Here is a 15,174-nt window from a genome sequence, read left to right as displayed (position 1 = left end):
ATCCCGCCCCTATTGCCCAGAGCTATAGGGCTTGCGGCCTGACTTCAACGCGTCTTCAAGCAATTCGATCCGGTCCTGGCCCCAGAAGACCTCGCCGTCCAGCACATATCCTGGCGAACCGAACACGTCGGCTTCCAATGCATCCTGCCGATTCTGCTCATAGGCCGCGCTGATCGCATCGGAGCCCGAGCGCTCCACCAGCTGCTTGCCCGGTAGGCCCGCATCGTCGGCGAGCCTCACCAGCGTCGCTGGATCGGCAAGGTTGAGCTGAAGCTCCCACACCGCGGGATAGGCGCATTGCAAGAACGGCTCAGGATCAAGCCCGGATTGGAGCAGCGCGATCACGACGCCATCAGCGAGGCGTCCGTTGAACGGCCAGTTGGCCGGCTGGAGATGGAAATTGAGGCCGCGCTTGTCGCGCCAGCGCTGCAACTCGATCATCCGGTAGCGCTGCCGCACCGGGTGACGCTTGGCGAGCGGCAGTCCACCGGTCTCCGAGAACAGATCGACCAGCAGCACGGGCCGGTAATTTACCTTGAGATCGTAAGTGCTTACGAGCCGCACAAACGGCTGGTGGCCGATATAGGCCCAGGGCGATTGCAGCGAGAAGTAGTAGTCGATCTGGCGCGGCATGCGGAACCTTGACTGCACGAGAGGTGGGACTTTCGCCGATCCCAGCAGAGCGCGGGAAGCCAGGCAATATCGCTCGATGCCACGCCAGCTGTTGCACTGCGATCACTGCGTCACTCTGACCTTGAATATCTTCAAATAAGATCAGCAGAATCAAAGCAATAACTGGTTACGACGCAATCTTGACTTGATTAGACGCGGTAAGTATGGTCCGCGCGGCTTTTGACGGGGACGGGCGCAATTTCCATCATCCGCGGCATCGGTTAGTGTTCGCAGCATGGCTGAGAACACCAACCACGGCGCAGGTGGAAGTCGCGATCAATCGCCTCCTGACGAAGCTGCGCTTTCCGCAAGGCTCGGAAGTCTCGATCATCGGTTGTCAGAAATTCGCGACAGCCGCAGGAGCAAGACTGATCAATCCGATAATGAAAGCGGGGACAGTGCGGCCAGAGCTTCGGCGATGGCGCTCGGTTTTCGTCTTTCCTCGGAGCTGATCGCGGGCGTTGCCGTCGGAGCGGCGCTTGGCTGGGGGGTCGACCGTTTGCTGTCGACGTCGCCATTCGGATTCATCGTGTTAACGCTGCTCGGCTTCGTCGCCGGCGTGGTCAACGTGGTGAGGTCCGCTGGCGTGGCCTCGGGCAAGCGCTGAGCGCTGGCGGAAGTCACGACATTTGAAATTCGATAGCCGGCAGGACGGCCGGTGGACCAAGAGCCGCGCGGATGAAAATCGACCCGATCCATCAGTTCAATATCGAGCCCCTCTTCACGCTCGGCCACATCGGCAATCACACGATCGCCTTCACCAATTCGTCGCTCTACATGTTCATCGCGGTGCTCCTGATTGCGCTGCTGATGCTGGCGAGCGGCCGGGACCTAGTTCCGGGACGGCTGCAGTCGGTCGCCGAAATCTCCTACGAATTCGTCGCCACCACGATTCGCAGCACGGCCGGCGCGGAAGGCATGAAGTTCTTCCCGCTGATCTTCTCGCTGTTCATGTTCCTATGCGTTTCGAACCTCGTCGGCGTGATCCCCTACACCTTCACGATCGCGAGCCACCTGATCGTCACCGCGGCGCTGGCGCTGTTGGTGTTCTTCACGGTCCTGATCTACGGCGTCTACAAGAACGGCCTGAAATTCTTCAGCATCTTCGTCCCCCACGGCGTTCCGATCTACATCCTGCCGCTGGTCATGTTCATCGAGATCCTGTCGTTCTTCCTGCGGCCGGTCTCGCACAGCGTTCGTCTGTTCGCCAACATGCTGGCCGGCCACATCGCGCTCAAGGTGTTCGCGGGCTTCGTCGCGATGCTCGGCTTCTCGCTGGGCGCGCTCGGCTGGGTCGGCGGCGTGCTGCCGCTGGCGCTCACGATCGCACTGTACGCCCTCGAACTGCTGGTCGCGTTCCTGCAGGCCTACGTGTTCGCGATCCTGACCTGCATCTACCTCAACGACGCCATTCATCCGGGACACTAAGCGGTCCGGGGAATCTCCACCCACCAATCCGTCTATCTTTCTCAAGGAGCTACAAATGGAACCGGCAGCAGCAAAACTTATCGGCGCGGGCATCGCGTGCATCGGCATGGGCGGTGCAGGCGTCGGCGTGGGCATCATCTTCGGCAACTACCTCGCCGCTGCGGTGCGTAACCCCTCGGCCGCTCAGGGCCAGTTCGGCAACCTGATCTTCGGCTTCGCCGTGACCGAAGCGCTCGGCATCTTCTCGCTGCTGATCGCGCTGCTCCTGCTGTTCGTTCCGCTCTGAGCGGCACCCCGGTTCCGCTTCAGCGGTAACCTGTCGCGCCGCCCGAAGGTCATACCAAGGGCGGCGCGCATGACAGCAACAGGAGAACACCATGGCTGAGAGTCATGGCGAGGCAAAAGGCCCGGCAGCCGGCGCCCACACCGAGGCCGAAGGCGGACATCACGGCGGAGCCTTTCCGCCGTTCGATTCGTCCAATTTCGCCTCGCAACTGGTGTCGCTGGCGATTGCATTTGTCGCGCTCTATCTGATCGTGTCGCGTATCGCACTGCCGCGCGTCGGCGGGACGATCGATGCACGCCAGAACAAGATCGAGGGCGATCTGGCCGAGGCGCAGAAGCTGAAGGACGAGTCCGACGCGGCGCTGAAGGCCTATGAAACCGAGCTGGCGAACGCGCGCTCCAACGCGCAGGCGATCGGCAACGAGACCCGCGAGAAGCTGAACGCGGCCTCGGAAGCCGAGCGCAAGGCGCTGGAAGAGAAGCTGGCGGCCAAGCTCGCCGACGCCGAGAAGCAGATCGCAACGACCCGGACCAACGCCATGGCGAACGTCCGCGGCATCGCGGCGGATGCGGCCGGCGCCATCGTCCAGCAACTTGCCGGCGTCACGCCGGACGCCAACGCGGTCAACAGCGCCGTCGACGCGTCGCTGAAGGGATAGACGGATGTTTTACGAACCGGAAACCTGGGTTGCGATCGCTTTCGTCGTTCTGCTGGTCGTGTTCGGCTATCTCGGCGTCCATCGCACCCTGCTGACGGCGCTCGACCACCGTGCCGAGCGCATCAAGGCCGAACTGGAGGACGCCCGCCGTCTGAAGGACGAGGCCGCCAAGCTGCTCGGCGAGTACAAGGCGCGCCGCGCCAGCGCGGAGCGTGAGGCCCAGGAGATCATCTCCAGCGCCAAGGCCGAAGCCGAGCGGATCGCGGCCGAGGCCAAGACCAAGATGGAAGATTTTGTCGCCCGGCGGACCAAGACCGCCGAGAGCAAGATCGCCCAGGCCGAGGCCCAGGCCGTGGCCGATGTCCGCACCGCCGCCGCCAACGCCGCCGTGACCGCCGCCTCGACCATCCTGTCGCAGTCGGTCAAGGGCTCGGTTGCCGACGACCTCGTCGGCAAGGGCATCGCCGAAGTCCGCTCCAAGCTGAACTGACGCGATCTCAACTGCTTCCGAATAAGGCCGGCGCGAGCTGATCGCGCCGGCCTTTTTTCTTTGTTCCAGGACGCTACTTCTTCTTGTGCGGGGCGGCGCGAGGCTTCGGCTCCGGCTTCAGGGCCTGCGGGTCGAAGCCGATATAGAAGATGTAATTGTCGTTGTCGGCCGGCGATGGCGCCGGATAGACCACATCCTCGGCGACCAGGCTGAACGGCACGCTGCCGCTGTCGTCCATCTGCACCGTGGTGGTATAGGCCTTGGTCATGATGGTCTTCTCGCCGACGCCGCCCTGCACCACGGCGACGCGGAGCGGCACCTGGATCGACGGCGGCGCGCCCTGGGGACCGACGATGATCCGCCCCTGGATGCCGATCTTGGCCGTGATCTGGCCGCTGTTCAGATTGCATTGCCGCGCCGTGCGGGTGATCGAGGCCAGGAACTTGACGTCGTTGCCGACCGCCTCCTTGCCGTTCGCGGCCACCGAATAGGTCGAGGCCCCGGAGCGGATCTGCACCGGCGGACAGGTCAGCTCGGCATCGGCGTCGTTGAGCTGCTGCGGCGCGGCGGGCGCGGCCGGCTTGTCCTGGTCCGACGAGCCGCCGCCGAACAGGCTCTTGAAGCGGTCGCTGAGCGACTGCGCGGACGCCGCCGACGGCAGCCAGGAGACCCCGAGCCCGATCGATAGCGCCGCCGCGAGCGCGAACCTGATCACCCTGTCACCCATGCGATATCCCTGCATTCTCCAAATCCGGGTTCCCCGTTTCGCGGGCGTTATAGCAAGCCAATGGCGGCGAACCCAAGGCGTCCGACAAGGCACCGCCTTCAGCCAATGGGCTTATGATTAGCCGCGGAAATCCTCGTGCAGCAGGCCGAACAGCAGATGGTCCTGCCAGATGCCGTTGATGCAGAGATAGCGCCGCGCCAGGCCCTCGCGGGTGAAGCCGCACTTCTCCAGCACCCGGATCGACGAGGCGTTGGACGGGATGCAGGCCGCCTCGATGCGGTGCAGATTGAGCTCGCCGAACAGCGAGGGCAGCAGCACCCGCAGCGCGGTCGTCATGTAGCCACGATGGGCGTGCGGCAGGCCGACCCAATAGCCGATCGTGCCGGCCTGCACGATGCCGCGGCGGACATTGGCGAGCGTGATGCCGCCGATCATCACCCCGTCCGATTCGCGGAAGATGATGAACGGATAGGAGCGGTCGGCGGCGATATCCTCGGTGTAACGCCGCAAGCGGCGGCGGAAGCCGGCGCGGGTCAGGTCGTCGGACGGCCAGATCGGCTCCCATGGCGTCAGATAGGCGCGGCTGAATTCGCGCAATTGCGCCCATTGCGGGAAGTCCGACATTTGCGGCGCGCGCAGCAACAGCCCGTGACCGCGCGGCATCAATGCAGCGGGTCCACTGGACGGCAAACGAAACAGGGCCATGGCCCAACACTCCCCCGCTCACGTCCCCCTCGCCCCGCCCTTGCGGGGAGAGGGTCGGGGTGAGGGGCTGCTTCCACGAGCGAGCCGATTGTCGGGGACCTGTACCCCCTCACCCGGATTGCACCGGACGATGCTTCGCATCGCCGAGAACAATCCGACCTCTCCCCGCAGGCGGGGAGAGGTAACTTCTAATGCAGCAGCGTCTTTGCCTTCGACTTCGTCAATCCTTCCGCAAAAGCCACTGCCGTGTCCAGACCTCTTCCGCTGCCGAGGGCGACAACGGCGGGCCGGCTGCGCGCCAGCAGGGCGCGGGCGGCGTTGCGGCTGGATTCGACGCTGACCGCGTCGATCCTCGCCACCAGCTCTTCCACCGTCTGCGGCCGGCCATAGGCTAGCACATGCCGTGCCAGTTGTTCGGCCCGGGATGAACAGCTTTCCAGCGCCATCAACAGCCCGGCCTTCATCTGCGCCTTGGCGCGGGCGACCTCGGCCTCGGTCAGGGTTTCGACCGCGTCATTGATGACGTCGACGATGACTTCCATCATTTCCGGCGCGTCGGCCGGATCGGTGCCGGTGTAGAGGCCGAAGAAGCCGGTGTCGGTGTAGGGGGCGTGGAAGGTGTAGATCGAGTAGCACAGCCCGCGCTTCTCGCGCACCTCCTGGAACAGCCGCGACGACATCCCGCCGCCGAGCGCGTTGGTGAACACCTGCAGCGAGAACAGCGACAGATCGGTCTGCGGCACGCCTTCGAGCGCCAGCGTCAGATGCGCCTGCTCGAGATCGCGATGCACCACGCGCGAACCGCCCTTGCCGAACATCGCGACCTGCGGCTTCGGCGCCGGCGTGGCGTCGAAGCTGGAAAACTTCTGCACGACGTCCTCGACAACGCGCTCGTGATCGACCGCGCCGGCGGCCGCGACCACCATGTCGGGGGCGCGGTAATGCGTCGACAGATAGCCGCGCAGCATGTCGCGGTCGAACGCCTTCAGCGTCTTGGCGGTGCCGAGCAGTGAGCGGCCCATCGGCTGGTCCGGATAGCAGAGCTCGTTGAGATGCTCGAACACGACGTCGTCGGGCGTATCCTGCGCCGCGCCGATCTCCTGCACGATCACGCTCTTCTCGCGCTCGAGCTCATCCGGCACGAAGGACGGATTGGCGAGGATGTCGGAGAGCACGTCGAGCGCCAGCGGCACGTCGGCCTTCATCACCCGCGCATAATAGGCCGTGGTCTCGGTCGAGGTGCCGGCATTGAGGTCGCCGCCGACCGCCTCGATCTCCTCGACGATCTCGCGCGAGGAGCGCCGCGCGGTGCCCTTGAACGCCATGTGTTCGAGCAGATGTGAGATGCCGTGCTCGTTCGGCTTCTCGTCGCGGCCGCCGACACCGGCCCAGACCCCAAGCGCCGCGGTCTCCAGATGCGGCATGGTGTCGGTGACGACGGTCAGGCCGCTCGGCAGCTTGGTGATGTCAACGCTCATTCAGGCAACTCCCTGCTTGGCAGCACGGCTGACCGACAGCACGAAGCGCTCGACCTCGGCGGAATCATTCTTCATGACCGTCATGTGTTCGGACTTGGTCATCAGGCCGCCGAGCCAGGCCGGCAGCTGCGGACGCACCCCGCAGGCCGCCTCGACCGCGTCGGGGAATTTGGCCGCATGCGCGGTCGACAGCACGATGTTCGGGATCTTGGAGTCCGAGGTGTCGCGGTCGGCGACCGCGAGCGCCACCGCGGTGTGCGGATCGACCAGATCGCCGGCCTCGCGCCAGGCGGCGCGGATCGCAGCCGCGGTCTCGGTCTCGTCGGCGCGGCCGGCGTCGAAATCACGGCGCACCGCGGCGAGCGTCGCATCGGGCAGCACGAAGCGGCCGGACTGCTTCAGCGAGGCCATCAGGCGGCGGACCTGGTCGGCGTCGCGACCAGACGCCTCGAACAGCAGCCGCTCGAAATTCGAGGACACCTGGATGTCCATCGACGGCGACGCCGTGGCGTGTACCTCGCGCACCTCGTAATTGCCGGTCTTCAGCGTGCGCGGCAGGATGTCGTTGACGTTGGCGGCGATGCGCAAGCACCGGATCGGCAGCCCCATCCGCTTCGCCACATAGCCGGCGAAGATGTCGCCGAAATTGCCGGTCGGCACCGTGAAGTCGACCGTGCGCTGCGGCGCGCCGAGCGCGACCGCCGAGGTGAAGTAGTAAACCACCTGCGCCACGATGCGCGCCCAGTTGATCGAGTTGACGCCCGACAGCGCCACCTGGTCGCGGAAGCGATGGTTGTTGAACATCTCCTTCACCAGCGCCTGGCAATCGTCGAACGTGCCTTCGATCGCGAGCGCATGGACGTTGGCAGCACCCGTCGTCGTCATCATGCGACGCTGCACCTCGGAGATGCGGCCGTTCGGGAACAGCACGACGAGGTCGACATTGTCGAGATTGGCGAACGCCTCGACCGCGGCGCCGCCGGTATCGCCCGAGGTCGCGACCACGATGGTGGTACGCTGCGCGCGCTTGGCCAGCACGTGATCCATCAGCCGCGAGATCAGCTGCATCGCGACGTCCTTGAACGCCAAGGTCGGCCCGTGGAACAGCTCGAGCAGGAACTGGTTCGGCCCGGCCTGGTCGAGCGGCACCACCGCGGGATGCCGGAACGTGGCATAGGCCTCGTTGGCCATGCGGCCGAGCTCGGCGTCGGAAATCTCGCCGGCGACGAAGGGGCGGATGATCTCGACCGCGACCTCCCAATAGGGACGGCCGAACATGCCGGCGATGGTCTCGGGCGACAGAAGCGGCCAGGTCTCGGGCACGTAGAGCCCGCCGTCGCGGGCAAGCCCGGTCAGCATCACATCGCAGAAGCCAAGCACCGGGGCCTCGCCCCTGGTCGAAATATACCGCGTCAAACCGCCCTCCAAAGGCCTCGATCCGAGCCTTAAGCCTTTGATATCATGGATTTATCGAGTTCGCCGCATGCGAACCGGATCAGCTCACCATAGAAGATCGCACCGGCAATGGGTAGCCCACAGCGCGCGTCTCGGGGGGCGGTGAGTGCGCCACACGCACCGCGCGCCGTCCTGGCGAAAGCCAGGAAGCCATAACCACCGCATTCGGTGATGAACGGGACCGCGGCCCCAGCGTCGTGCAACATGAGCATTCGCGGTAATGGGTCCTGGTTCGCCAGGACGACGATGAGGATGGGTTTCGATTCACTTGCCATGCTGTCGGTGTCATCACCCGCGAAAGCGGGTGATCCAGTATTCCAGAGGCAGTAATGCTTGAGCCGAGACGCCAAGGCTTCGACGAGGCAAGCAGTCCGTGGCGCGCCGAAGCTTTAGCGGAGGCGGCGAGCCGGGCGATGACAGTTGTGGATGAGGATGCAGTTTTGCGTTCTCGCGACATGAATTGCCCGAGTCTTGCTTGTCGTTCCGCCCTCCTCTCAATGAGGGCGCAGGGAAAGCCGGGTGCCGATCGCACCCATGGGCCCCGTGCAATAGGTAGAAAGCACGGGGGTAGGACCACAGGTGTAACCGGAGCAATCCGGCTTTCCCTGCGCGATGGGTTACGGCTTATACGTGCTCTCCCCGGCGAGACTGGGCTTTGTTGTCACCGTCTTCACAACGCGCATTTGCGCAATCGGAAGAGACACCTACCGCTAGGGCGTCAGGCCTGCACGATTTCGCCGTCCGCCTCATGCACGTTCGTCGACTGCGCAATCGGCGTCCACCGCATCTCGACCCACGTTCGTGACGACCGCGAAGCGCCCCTCGTGTCGGGTGAGACGCGGAATTCATACACCGAGTTGCGCTTCGGATAAAGCGAAATATTTTCAACGCCGGCACTTGACGCGTTTTGCTGAGTTGCCCGTCGGGTTGTTTTGTCGCACCTCTCTCCACTCGTCATTCCGGGGCGTGCGAAGCACGAGCCCGGAATCCATCAGGCCGCAGACTCCGCGGATGAATGGATTCCGGGCTCTCGCCTTCGGCGAGCCCCGGAATGACGAAAGCAGGGAGCTCCGCGATACGCCCTACCCCTTCGGCGGCGCCAGCGGCTGCACGATTTCCTGGAACGGCGGCAGCGCTTCGCAGCGCGCGGCGTGGGCCGTGAGCGCCGGATAGCGCGCGTCGAACAGATGTGGATGCGCTTCGCCGGTGAAGCGCAGCGCGCAGGCCACCGCGATGTCGGCGTGGCCGATCCGATCGCCCAACCAATAAGGCGACAGCACCGCCGCGCGTTCCTGCTCCAGCACCGTGAGCACGCGCGAGATCTGCCCCTCGCAACGCTCGACCCACAGCTTGAGCTGCTCCTTGCGCAGCACGCGCTCGTAGACCAGGCTCACCGCCTTGTCGGCAAGCCCGGTCGCGAGCGCCATGATGCGCAGATGCCGGCGCCGCTCGACGCCCGAGCGCGCCAGCATCGCCTTCTCCGGCCCGACCAGCTCGTCGAGATAATCCAGGATCGCGCCGCTCTCGATCAGCGCCTCGCCATCGTCGAGCACCAGCGTCGGCACCCGCTGCACCGGATTATAGGCCGCGACCTTCTCCGCATCGCCGAAGGTCGACCACGGCTTGTGCTCGAACGGCAATCCATAGAGCCGCAGCGCGATTGCGGTGCGGCGGACAAAGGGCGAGTCGTACTGGCCGATCAGGAACATCTGTCATCTCGTCCGTCATGCCGCGGCAGGCCACTGCGCTCGAAAGCAGGGCCTTCAAGGTGTGGCGGCCAAGCCGGGTCAAAGGTTGCGCTTTGCACCATCGTAGATGGCCTGCGCGGCATTGCAACCGGATCATGAGCCGGTCTGCGTGACGAGCTATCCAATCACCGGCACATGCCCCGCCGCATCGCGCGGCAGTTTGCCATTGAGTCTCGGATCATCAGCCACCTCGATCTGGCGCAGGAACGGGCGGAAGCCGGAGCGCTGGTAGAACGCGATCGCCGAGGGATGATCGAAAGTGCAGGTGTGCACCCAGAAGCGGCTGATGTCGCGCGACCAGGCGATCTCCAGCGCGCGGTTCATCAGGAAGCGCGCGGCGCCGGTGCCGATGAATTTTGCGGTGACGCCGAAATAGAGCAGCTGGCATTCGCCTGATATGCTGAAATCGAGCTCGAGCAGGCCTTCATCCTCGCCATCGACCACGAGCCCGTAGAGCTCGATGCCGGGCCCGTGGATCCTCGACGCAAGATCGGCGTCATCGAGCCCGGTGCGGGTGAACCACAGCCAATCCTCGCCGACGCGACGGTAGAGATCGCGATACCAATCGAGCGCGGGCGGCTTGACCTTGCGCAGGCGCCACGCGCCGGGCGGATCGTCGCGCCGCGGCGGGCGCGCGGTCATTTCCAGATGTGTGACGACGGCGGCGATCTTGCCGGGAGAGATGTCGGAGTAACCGTCGGGCAGCAGCATTGAGGACCTTTGTTTCTGCGTGTCGGCCGGAGATATTCGCATGTCGCGGCAGATGCAATGCAACGCCGCGTAACAATGTTACCGATTTGTCAGTGGGTGATTTGGCGAACCAGGCGCTCGATGTGCAGAGGCCACCGGAGCAACCACCGTGTCGCGCCATCACGCGCTGCCGCCGATCATCACTACGCCGCCGCCACCGAAGCCGAAGCCCACGCGGCGCCGGCGCGGCGTCGGTTATGCCTATGGTGCGGGCGCGGCTGATGCGGCCACCGACATCGATGACGGGGCGCCGGTGCGCAGCGCTCCAGTCGTTCCGCAGCACGCGCGCCCGATCGAGACCGTCGTGCGACGCGTGCCCTCGCCGCACGGCAAGCTCAGCGACGATACATTGCGCGCGATGCTGGAGATGCAGGAGAAGCAGGAGAAGTAGAGCCAAGGCGACGGCCACACACTCGCTGTCGTCCCTGCGAAAGCAGGAACCCATGACCACAGGATCGAGTTGTTGAACGACGCCGTGGCCCCAGCATCGCAAAACAATTGGCATCGGTGGTTATGGGTCCCGCCTTCGCCGGGACGACGGCGGAGTTTGTCGAGCGGCCAGCGAGACATACTCGCCTCTCACCTCGGCGTCAGCGTGATCGCCTCGGCGGTGGCGGCTTCCACGGCGCCGCGACTGTAGAGCAGCGGCACATACTGGCCCGTGGCCCAGAGCGGCGCGAGGTCGCGGTAGTGGCCGCTGAAGGGATCGCCGGATTGGCCTGGGGTGTTGATGGTGCGGCTCGCATCCCAATTGCCGACATCGAGCACCATGCGGAACGAGGCGCCGGAGAGCAGATGATAGTCGGAGTGGCGATAGGTGGCGGCGCGCGGCACGTTGGCGGCGCCGCCGAAGGCGAGCGGACCGACCTGCATCTGCGCTGCGGTCGCCTTGTCGGCGAGCGGCATCAACGCGTGATTGAACTGCGCGACATGCAGGCGACCCCAGCGCCACATCGACGCATCGCCCCCGAGCTTGTCGGTGACATCGGCGACGGCCGCGCCGAGGCTGTCGCGCAGCACGCGGTCGCGCTCGCCGGCGGGCTCGCTGCCGAGCGCGGCATCGGGCTTTTCGAGATAGCCGACGATGGCAGAAATGCTCGACGCCTCCGGCGCGATCAGCTGAGCCGCCTTCGGCGCCGTGGTCTTGAGCAGCACCGGGCCGAGATGGTTGGCGATCCAGACCTCGTAGACCGCAGCCGCAGCGCTGTCCTCAGTGTCGCGGGCATCCCACGCTTTGAGCAGCTCGAGGCCCTTCTTGACGTTGGCATCGTCCGACGTGAGCGGCTTCAGCAGCGCGAGAAGGCGGCGCGCGAGCATGCTGGTGTCGTCGTTCTGCAACGCCATCGCGTCCGCCAGCGTCACCTTGCCGTTCTTCTCCAGCACCTCGGTGATGCGCTGCCAGCGCGCGCTGTCGGACCATTCGAAGCCGACCCGGCGCTCATTGACCGGATAATCCGCCGGCAGGTTCATCTGATTGGCGGTGGCGATGAAGCCCTGCTTCGGCTGGTAGAGCTTCGGCAGCTCGTCGAGCGACAGAAAGCCCTGCCATTCGTAGCGGCCGTCGCCCGGCACCGGCATCAGCCCGTCGAAACTGGTGCGGCGCGGCGTCTTGCCGGCGGCGACCCAGCCGATATTGCCCGACGTGTCGGCATAGACCTGATTCTCCGACGGCGCGCCCCAGCGCCGCATCGCGCCGAGAAAACCGTTCCACGACTTCGCGGTCATGTAGTCGGAGGAGCCGAAATAGGCCGAGGTGCCCGGCTCAAACCAGATCGAGCGCACGGCAAACGCATGCTTCTTGTCGGCATCGACGAAGATCACCGGACCGTGGCGGGTGAACTTCAGCTCCAGGTCGCGGTCGGCTTCGCCCTTGACCTGCTCCGTCTCGTGCACGATGCGCATGTCCTCCCAGCCCGTGCCGTAACGATACTGGTTCGGGTTGTCGGGGTTGAGCTCGTAGACGTAGAGGTCTTCCTGGTCGACGTTGAAGATGGTCAGCCCGAACGCGATGGTGTCGTTATGGCCGATCGAGATGCCCGGCAGCGCCGGCTCGCCGGCGCCGATCACGGAGATGCCGGGCGCGTTGAGGCCGACGATGTAGCGCAGCGACGGCACCGAATGTTCGCGATGCGGATCGTTGGCGAGGATCGGACGCCCGGTCGCGGTGCGCGCGGCCGCGATCACCCAATTGTTGGAGCCGATGGTGTCGCGCTGCTGATCGGCTTCGGCGAGATAGGTGTCGGGATCATGCGCCAGCGCGGCCTTCTGATCCTTCGGCGCCGCGAACTTGACCGGACGGGTGGCGAGGTCGTAGGCCGCGAGCACGCCTTTCGGCACGCTGCACGGGTCAAGGCCGTCGGGAATCCTGGTGGTCCAGGCCGGCTCCAGCTTGACGCGGAAGCGATCGGCATCGAGGCCGGCGGCGCAGGCCACCAGCGACCGCTTCACCTCGGAGGCGACGTTGCGCGTGAGACCGTGGCTGCGGACGCGCACCACATCCTCGGCCGACCACGGGTCGGGCTTGGTGCCCGCGATCCTGAACTCGATCGGCAGCGGACGCTTGCCCGCGTTGACGTCGGCGACATAGGCGTTGACGCCGGCGACGAACGCCTCGGCGTAGGTTTTCGCCTTCGGGCCATAGGCCGCCCATTCCGCATTCATGTCGCCGCGATAGAGGAACAGGCGCAGCGCCTTGTCCTGCTCGGCATAGGCCGGGCCGAAGTCCTTCGCCAGCAGGCCGAGGCCGCGCTTGCGCCAGAGGTCGATCTGCCAGAGCCGGTCGCGCGCGGCGTTGAAGCCCTGCAGGAAGAACAGGTCGTGCTCGTTGCCGGCATAGATATGCGGGATGCCCCAGACATCGACCAGGATCTGTCCCGGCGCCGTCAGCCCGGCGACGTCGGCCTTGACCTCGCGCGCCGCAACCAGCGGGCTCGGTTTTTCGCGGGCGGTGGCGGGCGCGGCGAGCATCACGGCGCAGAGCGCGGCGGTGAGTAGCTTGGTGACGCGGTTGAGATCCGTGTTCATCTTGTTCTCCGATGGTTGTTGTTTTTGGTTGCGAGACTTGAGCCGGAATTTTCCTGCCCGCGCGCTACTCCCCCTCGTCGCTCGCCAGCACGCCCTTCACCGCGCGGGCCCAGCCGGCGAGCTTGCGGTCGCGGGTCGCCTCGCTCATCGCCGGCCGGAAGCGGTGCTCGAGCCGCCAATTGTCGGCGAATTTCGCGGGCTCCGGATAGACGCCGGCATCGAGGCCGGCGAGATAGGCGGCGCCGAGTGCGGTGGTCTCCTGGATCATCGGGCGATCGACCGGCGCGTTGAGCAGGTCGGCGAGCCGCTGCATGGTCCAGTCCGACGCGGTCATGCCGCCGTCGACGCGCAGCACGGTGTTGGCGGCGTTCGCCTCCGGCCAGTCGGTGCGCATCGCGGCCCACAGGTCGAAGGTCTGGTAGCAGACGCTCTCCAAGGTCGCATGCGCGAGCTCGGCCGGTCCGGTGTTGCGGGTGAGGCCGAACAGCGCGCCGCGCACGCGCGGATTCCAGTACGGCGCGCCCATGCCGACGAAGGCCGGCACCAGATAGACACTCTGCATGCTGTCGGATTTGTCGGCAAGCGGGCCGGTCTCGGCGGCGTGCTTGATCATGCCGAGGCCGTCGCGCAGCCACTGCACCGCGCTGCCGGCGACGAAGATCGAGCCTTCCAGCGCGTAGGTGCGCTGGCCATTGAGCTGATAGGCGATGGTGGTGAGCAGCTTGTTCTTCGAGGCCACCGGCGTGGTGCCGGTGTTGAGCAGCGCGAAGCAGCCGGTGCCGTAGGTCGACTTCATCATGCCGGGCTCGAAGCAGGCCTGGCCGATGGTCGCGGCCTGCTGGTCGCCGGCAATGCCCGAGATCGCGATCGGGCCGCCGAACAGGTCGGCGGTGCTCTCGCCGAACCGGGCCGAGGAATCCTTCACTTCGGGCAGCATCGAGCGCGGCACGCGGAGCAGATTGATGAGATCGTCGTCCCACGCGCCGGTGTGGATGTTGAACAGCAGCGTGCGCGAGGCGTTGGTGGCATCTGTCGCGTGCACCCGGCCGCCGGTGAGCCGCCACAACAGATAGCAGTCGACGGTGCCGAACAGGAGCTCGCCGCGCTCGGCGCGCTCGCGCGCGCCCGGCACGTGATCGAGGATCCAGGCGACTTTCGTCCCGGAGAAATAGGGGTCGATGATCAGTCCGGTTTTCGCCGAGATCGCCGGCTCGTGGCCTTCGCTCTTCAATCTGGCGCAGATGTCGGCGGTGCGGCGGTCCTGCCAGACGATGGCGCGGTGCACGGCTTGTCCGGTGGCGCGGTCCCACACCACGGTGGTCTCGCGCTGGTTGGTGATGCCGATCGCAGCGATGTCTTTCGCCTTCAGCCCGGCCTTCTCCAGCGCCTCGCGGCAGACCATCACCGTCGAGGTCCAGATGTCCTCCGGCTCGTGCTCGACCCAGCCGGAGGCGGGGAAATGCTGCGGAAACTCCTGTTGCGCGACCGCGGCGATGGAAATGTCGCTGCGAAACACCATGGCGCGCGACGATGTGGTGCCCTGATCGATGGCCAGCACGAAAGACATGAGCGTTTCCCTTGAGGCTTGGTAACAGGCGCCAAGGGAGCGGATTACCGCGGTGACGTCAAGATTGCTGGTGAGTGTGGCGCTGCGAACGTATCAAACCCGTCATCCTGAGGTGCGGGCTCTTGCGAGCCTCGAAGGATGCACGGCCACCAGCCGGGCCGTCGACCCTTCGAGACGGCCGCTACG

General features: G+C 65.6%; 15 protein-coding genes. 6 read left to right on the top strand and 9 right to left on the bottom strand.

Annotated elements, in window-relative coordinates; genetic code table 11:
* Positions 1 to 9: 9 nt before the first annotated feature.
* On the bottom strand, positions 10 to 633 hold the full coding sequence (locus ACVMB0_RS12170; RefSeq protein WP_461346372.1) for a DsbA family protein: 624 nt from the start codon (positions 631 to 633) through the stop codon (positions 10 to 12).
* Between the two features lie 274 nt (positions 634 to 907).
* Between ACVMB0_RS12170 and ACVMB0_RS12165 the strand changes: the two genes are divergently transcribed.
* From ACVMB0_RS12165 to ACVMB0_RS12145, 5 genes are all read left to right on the top strand, one after another.
* Positions 908 to 1,279, top strand: a complete 372-nt coding sequence (locus tag ACVMB0_RS12165; protein WP_212021558.1) for an AtpZ/AtpI family protein — start codon at positions 908 to 910, stop codon at positions 1,277 to 1,279.
* 71 nt (positions 1,280 to 1,350) lie between these two features.
* Entirely contained in the window at positions 1,351 to 2,100 is a 750-nt protein-coding gene (locus tag ACVMB0_RS12160; RefSeq protein WP_456750723.1) for a F0F1 ATP synthase subunit A, read from the top strand.
* Positions 2,101 to 2,155: 55 nt separating this feature from the next.
* Positions 2,156 to 2,386, top strand: a complete 231-nt coding sequence (locus ACVMB0_RS12155) for a F0F1 ATP synthase subunit C (protein WP_016847054.1) — start codon at positions 2,156 to 2,158, stop codon at positions 2,384 to 2,386.
* 91 nt (positions 2,387 to 2,477) lie between these two features.
* Complete coding sequence (locus ACVMB0_RS12150) at positions 2,478 to 3,044, top strand: F0F1 ATP synthase subunit B (RefSeq protein ID WP_456750724.1); 567 nt, start codon at positions 2,478 to 2,480, stop codon at positions 3,042 to 3,044.
* 4 nt (positions 3,045 to 3,048) lie between these two features.
* Positions 3,049 to 3,534 (top strand): F0F1 ATP synthase subunit B family protein, encoded by a 486-nt coding sequence (locus ACVMB0_RS12145; RefSeq protein ID WP_456750725.1) that lies wholly within the window; start codon positions 3,049 to 3,051, stop codon positions 3,532 to 3,534.
* A gap of 73 nt (positions 3,535 to 3,607) precedes the next feature.
* On the opposite strand, the gene ACVMB0_RS12140 is transcribed toward ACVMB0_RS12145, so the two are convergent.
* From ACVMB0_RS12140 to ACVMB0_RS12115, 6 genes are all read right to left on the bottom strand, one after another.
* Positions 3,608 to 4,261, bottom strand: a complete 654-nt coding sequence (locus tag ACVMB0_RS12140; protein WP_461346371.1) for a hypothetical protein — start codon at positions 4,259 to 4,261, stop codon at positions 3,608 to 3,610.
* Positions 4,262 to 4,378: 117 nt separating this feature from the next.
* The gene (locus tag ACVMB0_RS12135; RefSeq protein ID WP_029079870.1) at positions 4,379 to 4,966 is read right to left on the bottom strand and encodes a GNAT family N-acetyltransferase; all 588 of its coding nucleotides are present in this window, start codon (positions 4,964 to 4,966) and stop codon (positions 4,379 to 4,381) included.
* Positions 4,967 to 5,154: 188 nt separating this feature from the next.
* Positions 5,155 to 6,444, bottom strand: a complete 1,290-nt coding sequence (locus ACVMB0_RS12130) for a M16 family metallopeptidase (protein WP_456750727.1) — start codon at positions 6,442 to 6,444, stop codon at positions 5,155 to 5,157.
* Positions 6,445 to 7,860 (bottom strand): threonine synthase, encoded by a 1,416-nt coding sequence (thrC, locus tag ACVMB0_RS12125; RefSeq protein ID WP_461346370.1) that lies wholly within the window; start codon positions 7,858 to 7,860, stop codon positions 6,445 to 6,447.
* Positions 7,861 to 8,981: 1,121 nt separating this feature from the next.
* Positions 8,982 to 9,608, bottom strand: coding sequence for a glutathione S-transferase family protein (locus ACVMB0_RS12120; RefSeq protein ID WP_461346369.1), 627 nt, complete (start codon positions 9,606 to 9,608; stop codon positions 8,982 to 8,984).
* A 156-nt stretch (positions 9,609 to 9,764) separates the two neighbouring features.
* A complete protein-coding gene (locus ACVMB0_RS12115; RefSeq protein WP_461346368.1) occupies positions 9,765 to 10,358 on the bottom strand; it encodes a GNAT family N-acetyltransferase in 594 nt (197 codons plus the stop codon).
* A gap of 148 nt (positions 10,359 to 10,506) precedes the next feature.
* Here ACVMB0_RS12115 and ACVMB0_RS12110 point away from each other — a divergent pair, with 148 nt between their 5' ends.
* Entirely contained in the window at positions 10,507 to 10,788 is a 282-nt protein-coding gene (locus tag ACVMB0_RS12110; RefSeq protein WP_461346367.1) for a hypothetical protein, read from the top strand.
* Positions 10,789 to 10,976: 188 nt separating this feature from the next.
* Here the strand turns inward: ACVMB0_RS12110 and ACVMB0_RS12105 are convergent, their stop codons facing one another.
* Positions 10,977 to 13,421 carry a penicillin acylase family protein gene (locus ACVMB0_RS12105; protein ID WP_461346366.1) on the bottom strand — a complete coding sequence of 815 codons (2,445 nt, stop codon included), beginning with the start codon at positions 13,419 to 13,421 and terminating at the stop codon, positions 10,977 to 10,979.
* Between the two features lie 64 nt (positions 13,422 to 13,485).
* On the bottom strand, positions 13,486 to 14,988 hold the full coding sequence (gene glpK / locus ACVMB0_RS12100) for a glycerol kinase GlpK (RefSeq protein WP_461346365.1): 1,503 nt from the start codon (positions 14,986 to 14,988) through the stop codon (positions 13,486 to 13,488).
* Positions 14,989 to 15,174 lie beyond the last annotated feature (186 nt).

This window comes from Bradyrhizobium sp. USDA 4451 (assembly GCF_054822585.1).
Note: the sequence above shows the minus strand (reverse complement) of the source record. Positions and strands in the feature narration are given on the sequence as shown.